This window comes from Pseudomonas sp. Pseusp88 (assembly GCF_047303955.1).
Taxonomy (GTDB): domain Bacteria; phylum Pseudomonadota; class Gammaproteobacteria; order Pseudomonadales; family Pseudomonadaceae; genus Aquipseudomonas.
In genome coordinates this window covers 85742-99000 of the sequence record NZ_JBGLYM010000020.1, presented here as the reverse complement: position 1 = coordinate 99000, position 13259 = coordinate 85742, and the positions used below count along the sequence as shown (strand labels likewise).

At 57.9% G+C, this 13259-nt stretch carries 12 protein-coding genes; 7 read left to right on the top strand and 5 right to left on the bottom strand.

Annotated features, from left to right (window positions below; all coding sequences use genetic code 11):
• Nucleotides 1-140 precede the first annotated feature (140 nt).
• The 5 genes from ACCD02_RS22140 to ACCD02_RS22120 form a co-directional block, all read right to left on the bottom strand.
• On the bottom strand, nucleotides 141-512 hold the full coding sequence (locus ACCD02_RS22140; RefSeq protein WP_413306557.1) for a translation initiation factor Sui1: 372 nt from the start codon (nucleotides 510-512) through the stop codon (nucleotides 141-143).
• A 164-nt stretch (nucleotides 513-676) separates the two neighbouring features.
• Nucleotides 677-1222 (bottom strand): NUDIX hydrolase, encoded by a 546-nt coding sequence (locus tag ACCD02_RS22135; RefSeq protein ID WP_413306554.1) that lies wholly within the window; start codon nucleotides 1220-1222, stop codon nucleotides 677-679.
• A gap of 3 nt (nucleotides 1223-1225) precedes the next feature.
• The gene (locus ACCD02_RS22130) at nucleotides 1226-2305 is read right to left on the bottom strand and encodes a DUF2333 family protein (protein WP_413306552.1); all 1080 of its coding nucleotides are present in this window, start codon (nucleotides 2303-2305) and stop codon (nucleotides 1226-1228) included.
• A gap of 1430 nt (nucleotides 2306-3735) precedes the next feature.
• The gene (locus ACCD02_RS22125; RefSeq protein ID WP_413306549.1) at nucleotides 3736-4218 is read right to left on the bottom strand and encodes a hypothetical protein; all 483 of its coding nucleotides are present in this window, start codon (nucleotides 4216-4218) and stop codon (nucleotides 3736-3738) included.
• Between the two features lie 70 nt (nucleotides 4219-4288).
• A complete protein-coding gene (locus ACCD02_RS22120; RefSeq protein WP_413306546.1) occupies nucleotides 4289-5557 on the bottom strand; it encodes a PAAR domain-containing protein in 1269 nt (422 codons plus the stop codon).
• A gap of 496 nt (nucleotides 5558-6053) precedes the next feature.
• On the opposite strand from ACCD02_RS22120, the gene ACCD02_RS22115 reads away from it, so the two are divergent.
• From ACCD02_RS22115 to accC, 7 genes are all read left to right on the top strand, one after another.
• On the top strand, nucleotides 6054-6374 hold the full coding sequence (locus ACCD02_RS22115; RefSeq protein ID WP_413306544.1) for a transcriptional regulator: 321 nt from the start codon (nucleotides 6054-6056) through the stop codon (nucleotides 6372-6374).
• A complete protein-coding gene (locus ACCD02_RS22110; protein ID WP_413306542.1) occupies nucleotides 6361-6672 on the top strand; it encodes a helix-turn-helix domain-containing protein in 312 nt (103 codons plus the stop codon). Before ACCD02_RS22115 ends, ACCD02_RS22110 begins: the two co-directional genes overlap by 14 nt.
• Before the next feature lie 429 nt (nucleotides 6673-7101).
• The gene (locus ACCD02_RS22105) at nucleotides 7102-8766 is read left to right on the top strand and encodes a diguanylate cyclase (protein WP_413306539.1); all 1665 of its coding nucleotides are present in this window, start codon (nucleotides 7102-7104) and stop codon (nucleotides 8764-8766) included.
• Nucleotides 8767-8986: 220 nt separating this feature from the next.
• Nucleotides 8987-10762 (top strand): protein-disulfide reductase DsbD, encoded by a 1776-nt coding sequence (locus ACCD02_RS22100; protein ID WP_413306536.1) that lies wholly within the window; start codon nucleotides 8987-8989, stop codon nucleotides 10760-10762.
• Nucleotides 10763-10887: 125 nt separating this feature from the next.
• Nucleotides 10888-11340: a type II 3-dehydroquinate dehydratase gene (aroQ, locus tag ACCD02_RS22095; RefSeq protein ID WP_413306625.1), complete on the top strand. Its 453-nt coding sequence runs from the start codon at nucleotides 10888-10890 to the stop codon at nucleotides 11338-11340.
• 81 nt (nucleotides 11341-11421) lie between these two features.
• Nucleotides 11422-11874, top strand: a complete 453-nt coding sequence (gene accB, locus ACCD02_RS22090; protein ID WP_413306534.1) for an acetyl-CoA carboxylase biotin carboxyl carrier protein — start codon at nucleotides 11422-11424, stop codon at nucleotides 11872-11874.
• Between the two features lie 17 nt (nucleotides 11875-11891).
• Nucleotides 11892-13238, top strand: coding sequence for an acetyl-CoA carboxylase biotin carboxylase subunit (accC, locus tag ACCD02_RS22085; protein WP_413306531.1), 1347 nt, complete (start codon nucleotides 11892-11894; stop codon nucleotides 13236-13238).
• Nucleotides 13239-13259: the final 21 nt, after the last annotated feature.

Genomic DNA, 13259 nt, shown 5'->3' with positions numbered 1-13259 from the left:
AAAGTCAGATAGCCCCGGCCGTGACCGGTGGGCGCAGTGTAAAGAGTGCAAATGACGGTTTGGTGCCGTTCGCCGTAAACAGTGCCGATGGGTAATAGACCCAGTGGACGCCGCAGAGTTTGCTCAAAGTGCGGGGGCCTTCAGCCGCCGGACTTCTTCGCCTTGAACCCTTGCTTGACCAGTTCGGCCAGCAGCAGCTCGACGTGATCGCCTTGAATCTCGATCACCCCGTCCTTGAGCGAGCCACCGGTGCCGCAACGCTGCTTGAGCGTCTTGGCCAGGTCCTTGAGTCCGTCTTCGGGCAAGGGCACGCCGGTGATGGTCGTCACGGTCTTGCCGCCACGGCCCTTGCTTTCGCGACGCACACGGGCAATGCCATCCCCTTCGGGAATCAGGCTTTGCTTGCAAGTGCAGGCGTCGACGGGCTGACGGCAGTCAGGGCAGTGCCTGCCTGCGTCGGTGGAAAACACCAGACCGCCCAGGGCGGCGAAGGATGCGGCTTTCTTGGCCACGGGAAATCCTCTTGTTGAGGACTGAAGATTGGCCGGTGAACACCGACCGCGAAGCCCCACTCAGGCAGGGGCAGCGCAACTGGACCGGCAAACCGGTCCAGCGTGAAAAGGCCGCGCAGTGTAACGGCAAATTTCCCTGTTGCTAAGCGGCAAATTGCGCTAAATCAATCAACTTTTGCGACGTGCGCCAAATACCGCTTGAGTGCAGCCAGAGAGTCCGGGCAATAAGGTATTTCGTGGGTCTGGCGCAGCACTTCGGCGACGGGTAGAAAATGCGCCTCAAGCACCTCTTCCGGCTGCAACACCAAAGGCCCGTCCCAGACGGCAGAAAACACCGCGCACCAGAGGCGATTGCCCGGCTGATCGAAGAAAAACCGTTCATGGTCACGCAACGGCACGCCGCTGACGCCCAGTTCTTCTTCCAGCTCCCGGGTGGCCGACTCGGCATAGCTTTCATCGGCCTGGACCATGCCACCGGCCGCCACATCCCAATAGCCGGGATAGATGGCCTTGCTCAGGGTGCGCCGATGCACACACAGCTCGCCCGTCGAATTGAACAGCAGGATATAGGTGCCGCGACCGATCAACCCCTGCTCGCGCAGGTCCGAACGACGCATGGCGCCCAATAGCTGGTCCTGCTCGTCGGCCCAGGCGATCTGTTCGGCATCGGAAGCCGCGCGATGCGCGACTTCATTGGAGGAAATGGACATCCATCAGCCCTGGGAAAGTAATTGACGCAGGTCGATAATCGCCGCGTTGGCCCGGGAAATATAGTTGGCCATGACCAGCGAGTGGTTGGCCAGCACGCCAAAGGCACCGCCGTTGAGCACCATCGGGCTCCACATCGGCTCCTGGGATGCTTCCAGTTCACGAATGATCTGGCGCACGCTGACCGTGGCGTTCTTCTTCGCCAACACGTCGGCGAAATCCACTTCGATGGCGCGCAGCAGATGAGACAAGGCCCAGGCCTGGCCGCGGGCTTCGTAGAACACGTTATCGATCTGCAACCATGGCGTCTCGACGATTTCTTCGTCGACCTGAGGCACTTCGCCCGGCTTGACGCTGGCCAGAGTCTCGGTTTTCAGGGTGCTGTTAAGCTTGACCCGACCGACACTGGCGGAAAGACGCTGCGACAGCGAACCCAGGCGCGTGCCGACATCGCCGAGCCAGTTGTTCAGGTTATCGGCGCGCGCATAGAACAGCGCGTTCTTCTGATCCGGTGCAGACAGGCGCGCCTGATAGCGGCTCAGGGCGGCAATGCCTTCGCGGTACTGCGACTCGCTGGAAGGCAGCACCCAACTCTTGTTGTCAAAGTTGAACAGTGGTTCGGCACGGGCCAGATCGCTGTCTTCAGCTGACTGCGACTGGGAACGGGCGAAGTCTTTGCGCAGGGCGCGGCTCAGGTCACGGACCTGAACCAGCACGCCGTATTCCCAGCTAGGGATGTTATCGAGCCACAGGCCAGGCGGCATACGGTCGTTGGACAGATAGCCGCCGGGCTTGTCGAGCAGGGTCTGGGCGACGGTCTTGAGGGTTTCGATGGTGGTAAAGCCGATCACCATCTGCCGACCCTGGCGCTCGGCGGCGGCCTGGGCGTTCTGCTGGACCGGAAACAGCGCTGGCTCCTGGCTCCAGTACCAACCGATGGCAATGGTCACCAACAGATAAATGCCGACCAGAGTACCCACGGCACGACTGAAAAACAGACCACCGAAGTAGCCGCGTTCCTTGACTGGGGCGGTAGCAGCCGCAGGTTCACTTGCGCTGCCCGCGCGGTTCTTCCAATCCAGCATGGCGTTGTCCTTTCAATCCCGGAGTGTGAGTCGGTTGGACCGCAACCTTACAGCAAGGTGCCTTGTGCAGGCACGCGATGCGCGAGGTTTTGTTTCCAAGGTGTCGCCCTTGGCACAGTGAAAGCCGCCGTCATGGCTGAATGGCTGCAAGCGGACTTGTTCGCGACACGTAACACCTGGCGCCCCACTGTCGCACAGCCACCACACACTCCGCAGGAGCGAGGCCTCCCCGCGCAGGAGATGGTTCTGTCACAGATAATGTGCCGGATATAATGGCCCTTTAGCGGGCAAGTCGGAACGCCGCCCGCTCGCTCCCACGAAAAAGCGTCGCTGTGAACGAGCACACACGAAACCGGCAGGAGCGAACCTGTTCGTGAGGGCCAGCGCCTGACACCGCGCTGCCACCTAGCCCCCCCCGTGAGAGCCGTCTTAGTGGCGATCGAGTACGTAGCATCGCAAGCATCAGCGATTGAACGGATGTCATCGTCAGCAATCTCGCACAAGCCTCATCCCGAATAACGAAATGAGGTGCGCTTGCGGACTGTGCCGAGCTTGCGCCACGACAGGAAGCGTTACAGAGCAAGGCGGAAACTGGGCTGGCCGGCACAAGGAGCCTCTTTGGCATGCATGACGAGAGCTTATTGTTCCGGGCTCGCTATTTTTTATGACGTTCTATATAACTAACGGTTCTTGCTCGCGCTATCAACAACGCAAGTGGCAGCACTGCAACTGCGGCAAATATCGCTTTATGCAGAAGCAACATACCTGCAAAAGATGACGTAGCAATTTCAAAAGAAAAAATCAGAAGCAAGACCGCCTGAAAATTTGTCACATACTTCACGACTCTCCATCGCATCAAAAATAGAAGACACGAGAAAACCAAAGACACATTAAACAGCCAAGACCTAAAACCCGTATCGAGAACCAAACCGAATAAAAAATAGAAAACTGGCAGTTCAATTCCCAGCGAGCTTGTTTGAACCCCCTGAAAATCGTAAACATATGGAAATCGATTATAACCTACCATATAAACACAATATATCAGTATGTAAAACGCATCAAATATCGCCCAAAACATATAGAAATAATTTACAGTCAAGCGCATTTTTTAAAAACCCCATCAACAACATCCTTTGAAAAACAACTAGCACGAGCAACGCCAAAATACACCTCAGCTGCTAACCAAGCCTATAACGACCCTTAATCACAGCACTCCAGCCCCACCAAACCTCATATCAAGCACTTCAGCACAATAAACCACACCGACAGCCAACGCCCCAACTTTCTAAATTCTTAACTATCTTTATCCGTGATAGATCGCGTCCCGGAGGCCATTGCCAGCGCTGCGTACTCGGTCGCCATCAAGGCGGTCCCATACTCAGAAAACCGCCTCCCACCCGCACTTACCGCTCAACTGATGGACGCTTTTACTATGAAACAGGGCAGCTTTGGGCGGCGAGTTGGAGCATCTTGGTGTGATCTATAAAAGTTTCGGATTGGTAGGGCTTGGCGGTTACAGTGAAGATAGACTCACCCAGGTAAACTCTATGTCGAATCGTCAATACCCAATCCCGGCCATTATGACGACCCAACAAATAGAAAACATGGGCGGCAATATTACTACTCTCATTCAGACCAGTGTAAAGATAATGCAGTTTTTTATGCCACCCATTTATACCCGTTATCGCTCGGATTGACTCTTTTGCCTGTGCCTCGTCGGCATTATTCAGGGAGTACATATTACCGATAGTCAGCATTCCGGTTTTCTCAAGCTCGGCTATAGGCGCCGACAGTGGTCGGCGGTTGATCAGCCGTGAGTATTTACAGTCGTACACCCACTGACCCGTCTTTACGTAGTCATCAGCATAGATCACCACGCCGTTACCAAAATCTGTTTTATATACGCTAGTCATTACCTTGTATCCGTAATAGCTCGCCATTAGTAGCAGCGAAGAAAAAACGACCGTTGAAATCCGGATAAGCTTACTTCGGTAGAAATTCAAAGTGATCTCCGGAGACACCGACGGGCGTGATGCCTGAGATTACAGGATGGACAGCCCCAAACTTTTGATAGGTGAAGTTAAACTCTTCATGTTGCTGTTTGCGCTCATCCTCCAACTCTTTCCATCTCTTACACCACTTCTCCCGTGGCGCCGCATTACCATTGATTTCACATAACTTGCCCCGCTGCCGATCTTCAAACGACCCCCAGGTATTCTTGTAATCCGAGCGCCGAATAAATGCGCGCACCTTGATCTGCAGATGATCGGCCAATAACTGCGCCAGGCTTTCATCGGTCTGCGAGGAGAACTGGAAAAGCCCTTCGATAGCAAGGTCATACGCGTTGCCCATACCCGTGCGGCAGGCGTAGCTGTCGATTTGCGCGGAACCGGCAAACGCGAGGGCGGAAAGCTGTTCGTAGTTCAGTACATCAAGGGACAGCTCTTGGTCTTCGGCCAGTTGGTAGCCAAAGGCAATGCGCTGGGGTACGCCGTGGCTGAACAGCGATAGGTGTTCGATAGGGGATTGCTTACGGTCTTTGCCTTGATTGAGGTAGTGGATCAGCTCCTGAGCGTTGCCAACGGTGATGAAGGCTGCGTCGTAGTGGTCGGCAGACGCGCGCGCCGCGCTGAGCATGGCGTCGTTGTAGCTCGGGGTGAACACCACCAATGTGCGCGTCAGGCCGGGCTTGTCGGACTGGAATTCAGCCAGTTCGCGCACAGCCTGGGCGATGAACATCATCTTGTTGCCGGAGCCGTTATCGTGCTGGCTGCCGGCGACCGCAATCAGTTCGGGTGTCAGCAACTCCTTGGCTGCTTGGGGCGCAGCCTTGGATTGCACCAGCGCTCCCGAAAGCAGAGCGCGTTGCTTGAGTTGCGGGTCGGCCAGCAGTTGCGCCATGAGTGGCTCATCAACCGAGCCGTCCGGGCGCACGGCGCCGAGTTTGGCGAAGTCGATGACGGTCTCGGTGCATTCCCCCTCGAATTGATAGCCGCCAAAGGTATCGTGGCTGCCCGAGACGATGAAGCCGCCGTGGCTGGTTGGGCTACCCAGATGCGCGACCGGCCGGTGGTTGATGATGATGCGCGGATAGCCTGCCGTGATCACCGCGCCACAACCGCAGACATCGCCCACGCGAGCGGCGCCCAGGTCGTTGATCTGGACATCAGACGATGCGCTGACGATAGTCGAGGTGCCATGGCCGGGGATGGGGCAGACGTGTTTGTCGCCGAGTCGGGTAACGGGGATCATGCCATTCCTTGGGTGACGTCTTTGAGGAGACGAACGCTAAAGGAATGTGCTGGAGGGTTCTGTAGGGCAAATCTCAGGAAGCTGAGGGATGTTTCTTTAAGTTTTGCACGGCCACGCTGCTACGAATCTGGGTAGGGCCGCAATAGTTAAGGCCTGTCGTTCTGGATATATTCATCATTCATTCGTACCCGTAGGAGCGAGCCTCCCAGTGAAGGCGATGTTTCTGCCACAGACAATGTGCCGGATGTAATAGTCCCTTAGCGGGCAAGTCGGAACGCCGTCCGCTCGCTCCCACAAATCGAGTACCCACAGAATTATCAGAAAAGCCCTACACCCCCGCCCATTGACCCCGATCTCCCCCGCTTTAACCATTGCAACCCCGCACAAATAAATCAACCAACCCTGACTTTCATAACGCAAGGTAGCGATTTCCTGCCAACGCAACGTTCTCCTCTCATCGCAGCTTGCCGCATATACGTCAGAGACGTAGAATTCAATGTTGACGATTATTGAATCCCCCTTGTTCACAAAGCTCTGGCCGGACTATTGGACAGAAGAAGAACGTGGCGCCTTCATGACATTTCTAGCCAACGATCCTGATGCCGGAGCAGTTGTTCCAGGCTCAGGAGGTTGCCGCAAAGTCCGCTGGAACCTGGATTGTCGGGGTAAAAGCGGCTCGGTACGAGTCATCTATACCGCCCAGCTAGCCAGCGGTGTACTGCTCGCATTGCTGATTTACAGCAAAGGCGCGACTGAGAATATTCCCGCGCATATCCTGCGCAAAATCGCCAAGGAGTTTAATCATGCCCCTGACTGAAAAAGAGCTCTTGGAGCGCGACGCCAAACGCAATATCGGTGAAGAGCTGCTGGTGGCGATCCAGGAAGTGAGAGCCGGGTACTACGGCGATGTTCACCAAGTGAAAGCAACCGAAGCCGCTGAAGCGCGCAGCAAGACCGGCCTGTCACAACCTCGCTTTGCGGAGCTGTTGGGCGTGTCCGTGCGGACACTTCAGGAATGGGAGCAAGGCCGCCGCTCGCCGTCAGGCGCCGCCCGCTCGCTGCTGCATATAGCAGCCATTCGCCCGGACGTTTTTCGGGATGTACTGGCAGGATAAGTAACGAAACCAAACCTGCAGGACCGGCTTCAGCCGGGAGGTCATCCTACCTGACAACACCGGGTCGTACGTCCACCAAAAACCCGCAGAAGCCGCCCAGGTAGCGATCGAGTGCGAAGCGCTCTCAAGCAGCAGTGGCTCAAGACCATCGCCCGCAAGCCAGCTACAAGATCGCTGTCCAAATCTTGGGATGAGCGCGCCCGCATTGGCAGGACGGCGAGCTGAATGGGCGGCACAGCTTGCCGTTCATCGGCCGCATACGCCGATGATGCCATTACTCCCCGCAAATCCGCCTTCTGGTCATTAAAACGCAACAAAAGACGGGAACTTGTTGCCAATTATTTGACTTACGGCACTCTCGGCGCAAAGAAGAGGTGCTAGCATAGCGCCAGCACTCATCCTCAGCGAAAAATAACAGTAGTCAGGATAATGGCCGAACCAGAAGACCCCAGCCGCGATCGTCTCAAGCACCATTTTGCCCAGCGCGTCATCCATCAAGCCCGTCAGATTCTTGAGGTGTGGCAGCGCTTGCAGCAATACGAATGGTCAGTCGCGGAGTTGGCAGAGTTGAAGGAGTCGACCCAGCGCCTGCTGCGTTTTGCCGAGCGTTTCGAGCAGGTCGAACATACCGATCTGGCCCGCCAGCTGACTGATGCTTTGGAAACCGTAGAAGCCAATCGCGGCCGCCTGAGCAGTGCATCCATTACCGAACTCAACCGCCTGATGCAGCGCCTGTCCCGTACCGGCCTGCGTCAAGGCGACCGCCTCGATCAGATGGCTCTGCCACCGCTGCGCAAACCTATTTATATAGTGCTGCACGATAGCGAACGCGCCGAGCGCCTGGCCAAGCAGTTGGAGTTCTTCGGTCTGCTGGCGCGATCTCTGGCTGATACTGACGCGTTTAACGACGCCATGACCGAACGCCATCCGGCTGCCATTGTCATGGATGTGGATTTTTCCGGGCCCGGTGAGGGTCTGAAACTGGCCGCCCAGGTTCAGGCCAGCCTGGAACAGAAGTTGCCCCTGCTGTTCTTCAGTCGACAGGAAACCGATACGCCGACCCGCCTGGCGGCCGTGCGCGCGGGCGGCGAGGAATTCCTCACCGGTACCCTGGAAGCATCAAGCCTGCTGGAAAAACTTGAAGTGCTGATTCGCGTGGCGCAATACGAGCCCTATAAAGTGCTGGTCATTGACGACTCCCGCGCCCAGGCCACCCACACCGAGCGCCTGCTCAACAGCGCCGGGATCGTCACCCGAGTATTGCTGGACCCGATCCAGGCCATGGCCGAGCTGGCCGACTTCCAGCCGGACCTGATCATCCTCGACATGTACATGCCCGGCTGTACTGGCACGGAGCTGGCGAAGGTGATTCGCCACAACGACCGTTATGTCAGTGTGCCTATCATTTATCTGTCGGCCGAGGACGATCTGGACAAACAACTGGACGCCATGAGCGAAGGCGGCGATGACTTCCTCACCAAGCCGATCCAGCCGCGTCATCTGATCACCACCGTGCGCAATCGCGCCGGCCGTGCGCGCAACCTCAAGGCCAGGATGATCCGTGACAGCCTGACCGGGCTGTACAACCACACCCATATCCTGCAATTGTTGGAGGATTGCTGCCTGCGCAGTCGCCGCGAGAACAAGCAACTGTGCTTCGCGATGCTGGATATCGACCACTTCAAGAAGGTCAACGACAGCCACGGCCACCCCATGGGCGACCGGGTGATCAAGAGTCTGGCGCTGTTTCTCAAGCAACGCCTGCGCAAGAGCGACTTCATTGGCCGTTACGGCGGCGAAGAGTTCGCCATCGTCATGCCCGACACCGATCTGCACAACGCCCACCACGTGCTCGATGAAATCCGCCGCCGCTTCGCCGAAATCCACTACCCGGCAGAACCGGCCGACCTGTTCTGCACCTTCAGTGCCGGGGTGGTCGAACTGGGCGACACCGACGACAGCCTGAGCCTGGCCGCCATGGCCGACAACGCCCTATATCGGGCCAAGCATGCCGGGCGTAACCAGGTACATTCCAATCGAGATAGCAAGCCGGGGACCAGTTATATGATTGCCTTGCCGGAAACGGCGGTTTAGCCCCCCTGCGAAAAGACAACCCTGTGGGAGCGAATTCATTCGCGAAAGCGGCATTTCAAGCGCCGCATATGTACCGAATGCGCCTTTCCTTTCGCGGATGAATCCGTTCCCACAACGACGATGTTAATTATCAATACTCGCACTGCGGCAGATCGTCCCACACCTGCACAGCCGCAATGACTCCGATATGATGCGCGGACTCTGAAAAAGCGAGACCACCATGCGCCGCCTGTTCTGCCTGTTACTGCTGTTTCTTGCCCTGCCCGCCTACAGTGCGAGCCTGCTGGACAGCCGTCCCAGTGCCACTCTCGGCGGCAGTTCGTTCGATAACAGCAAGGATTTCCTCCCGGTCCATCAGGCGTTTCAGCTGGACCTGATGGAAACGACGCCGCAGTCGATCAAGCTGCGATTTGTCGCCAGCGAAGGCTATTACTTGTACCGCCACCGCTTCCAGTTCCGCACCGAGCCAGCGGATATCAACCTGGGTGCGGCACAACTGCCCAAGGGCGAAGCCAGGCACGATGACTACTTCGGCGATGTCGAGGTGTATCACGGCATTCTCGATATCGAACTGCCACGCAAACCCGGCGATAACCGCCCGTTCACACTCGCCGTTACTTATCAGGGCTGCGCCGATAAAGGCTTGTGCTACCCACCGGAAACCGAGCGCCTGAGCATCGGCGACGTGGCCGCCAGCCCACCTGCGCAAGCGCCTTCGGCAGGAAAAAGCCCGTGGAGCTGGAAGGAGCTGGCGCTGTTCTTCCTCGCCGGCGTCGGCCTGACCTTTACGCCCTGCGTATTGCCCATGCTGCCGATCCTCTCCGGCGTGGTGTTACGCGGCAAGGTCGGCGGCCTGCGTGGCCTGAGCCTGTCCCTGGCCTATGTGCTACCGATGGCCGCCTGCTTTGCCTTGCTCGGCGCACTGATGGGGGTATTCGGCGCCGGGCTGAATCTGCAGGCTCGGTTGCAATCGGCCTGGGTACTGGTGCCGTTTGCGCTGTTCTTTGCGGTATTCGCCGTGGCCATGTTCGGCGCGTTTGAACTGCGTCTGCCTCAAGCCATCAGCAATCGCCTCGACCGTATCGCTGGCCGGACTGAAGGCGGCTCCCTATGGGGCGCGGCGGTGTTGGGCGTAGTGTCGAGCCTGCTGGTTTCGCCTTGCGTGTCAGCGCCACTGGCCGGGGCACTGCTTTATATAAGTGCCAGCGGTGACGCCCTGGGCGGCGCTCTGAAACTGTTCGCCCTGGGCCTGGGTATGGGCGCGCCCTTGCTATTGGTCGCGACCGGCGGCGCTGCCTGGCTGCCGAAAAGCGGGCCATGGCTGGTCACGGTAAAAAACGCCATTGGCGTCCTGCTGCTGGGCCTGGCCATTGCCCTGCTCAGTCGGGTGCTGCCGGGGCCGGTCACGCTGCTGTTGATCGGCTTGCTGGCGGCGGGTGTGGCGCTGTTCTTGGGCACGCTGCAATTGACCGAGAAAACCACCGGCCAGCGCCTTGCCCAGCTTTCAGGTGTGTTTCTACTGGTCTACGCAATCTGTTGCTGGGTCGGCGCCCTGAGCGGGCAAAGCGATCCTTTTCGCCCGCTCGGTTCGGCCAGCAACAGCCCGACCAGCACCCAACCTGCGGCGTCCGCCTGGCAAACCGTGACCACCACTGCCGCGCTGGATCAGGCCCTGACCGAAGCCAAAAACATCGGTCAACCGCTGCTGCTGGATTTCTACGCCGACTGGTGCATCAGCTGCAAAGTGCTCGAACACGATGTACTGCCTGACCCGCAGGTGGTCGCCCTACTCAAGGGTTATCGGCTGATCCGCTTCGATATGACCGAAAGCAACGCCGAACAGCGTGCCCTGCTTGATCGCTACCAATTGTTCGGCCCTCCTGCGCTGGTGTTCTACAGTAAGAACGGCAACGAACAGGCATCGATACGCATCGTCGGCGAAATCGACGTTCAGGGCCTTGCCGAGCGGCTGATTAGAGCAAATGACCAAATTTAGTGCCTGAGTCACAAATTTTGCGTGAATATCGGTCATCGTGCTGGCTACTGTTGTTAACTGGACAGTCCGTCGACCTTACGGCATAGTCGCCGCACTGTGGCTCACAGAACAACAAGGGATACATGATGGCGACTCTTCTGGTTCTTCACGGACCCAACCTGAACCTGCTTGGCACCCGCGAACCTGGAATCTACGGCGCGATCACTCTGCCCCAGATCAATCTGGATCTGGAGCGCCGCGCCCGTGAAGCCGGTCACCATCTGATGTACCTGCAAAGCAACGCCGAATACGAATTGATCGAGCGGATCCACGCGGCACGCGATGAAGGCGTGGATTTCATCATCATCAATCCGGCCGCTTTTACACACACCAGCGTTGCAATACGTGACGCGCTGCTGGGAGTGAGCATCCCATTCATCGAAGTGCACCTGTCGAACGTGCACAAACGCGAACCTTTCCGCCATCACTCCTACTTTTCCGATGTTGCTGTCGGAGTGATCTGCGGCCTTGGCGCCAGCGGTTACCGACTGGCCCTGGAGGCCGCCCTGGAACAATTGGCCGTCAGTACCCAACCATGACCGGCGCAGCCTGAAGCTGAGCCCCATGGCCCTGACCGGCTGTCGATATACCCCTGACCGACCCTTGGGAGTTGAGAATTAATGGATATCCGTAAAGTCAAGAAACTGATCGAACTGCTGGAAGAGTCCGGCATCGACGAATTGGAAATCCGTGAAGGTGAAGAATCCGTACGGATCAGCCGTCACAGCAAGACTCCAGCACAGCAGTACTATGCTCCGGCGCCAGTCGCCGCACCGGTTGCCGCCCCAGTCGCCGCCGCCCCCGTCGCCGAAGCTCCGGCCGCCGCGCCGAAGCACAATGGCTCCGTGGTCAAATCGCCGATGGTCGGTACCTTCTACCGCACCCCTTCACCCACCTCGCCAGCCTTCGTTGAAGTTGGCAAGACTGTGAAGAAAGGCGACATCATCTGCATCGTTGAAGCAATGAAAATGATGAACCAGATCGAAGCTGAAGTCAGCGGCGTGATCGAATCCATCCTGGTAGAAAACGGTCAGCCGGTTGAGTATGACCAGCCGCTGTTCACCATCGTTTGAACCGGGGAGAGCCTGCGATGCTGGAAAAAGTCCTGATCGCCAACCGCGGCGAAATCGCCTTGCGAATCCTGCGTGCCTGTAAAGAACTGGGCATCAAGACCGTCGCCGTGCATTCCACGGCTGACCGCGAGTTGATGCACCTGGGTCTGGCTGACGAAACCGTCTGCATCGGCCCGGCGCCCGCCAATCTGTCGTATCTGAACATCCCGGCCATCATTTCGGCGGCCGAGCTGACCGGTGCCACAGCCATTCACCCTGGCTACGGTTTCCTCGCGGAAAACGCCGATTTCGCCGAACAGGTGGAAAAATCCGGCTTCGCCTTCATCGGCCCGAAAGCCGAAACCATTCGCCTGATGGGTGACAAGGTTTCTGCCAAGGACGCGATGAAACGCGCCAAGGTGCCGACTGTACCTGGCTCCGACGGCCCGCTGCCGGAAGACGAAGAAACCGCGCTGCGCATCGGCCGTGAAGTCGGCTACCCGGTGATCATCAAGGCCGCCGGTGGCGGTGGTGGTCGTGGCATGCGCGTCGTGCACAAGGAAGAAGACCTGATCGAAGCCGCCAAGCAGACCCGCTCCGAAGCGGCTGCCTGGTTCAGCAACCCGATGGTCTACCTGGAAAAATACCTGACCAACCCGCGCCACGTGGAAGTCCAGGTCATTTCCGACGGCCAGGGCCATGCGATCCACCTGGGCGACCGCGACTGCTCCTTGCAGCGTCGGCACCAGAAGGTCCTGGAAGAAGCTCCGGCACCGTACATCGACGAAGATGCACGCAAGGAAGTCCTGGCCAGCTGCGTCAAGGCCTGTATCGACATCGGCTACCGTGGCGCCGGGACCTTCGAGTTCCTGTATGAGAACGGTCGTTTCTACTTCATCGAAATGAACACCCGTGTTCAGGTGGAGCACCCGGTTTCGGAAATGGTCACCGGTATCGATATCGTCAAGGAAATGCTCAGCATCGCCGCCGGCAACAAACTGTCGTACACCCAGGATGACGTGGTCATTCACGGGCATGCGCTGGAATGCCGGATCAACGCCGAAGACCCGAAAACCTTCATTCCGAGCCCAGGTCTGGTCAAGCATTTCCATGCGCCAGGCGGCAACGGCGTGCGGGTCGATTCGCACCTGTACAGCGGCTACAAGGTTCCCTCGAACTACGACTCGCTGATCGGCAAGCTGATCACCTGGGGCGCAACCCGCGACGAAGCCATGGCACGCATGCGAAATGCCCTGGACGAAATCGTGGTTGACGGGATCAAAACCAATATCCCGTTGCACCGCGACCTGACCCGCGATGAAGGCTTCTGCGCTGGCGCGGTCAACATCCACTACCTGGAACACAAGCTGGCAGAAGAGAAGTAATTTCCGCTGACACGTGCTCCA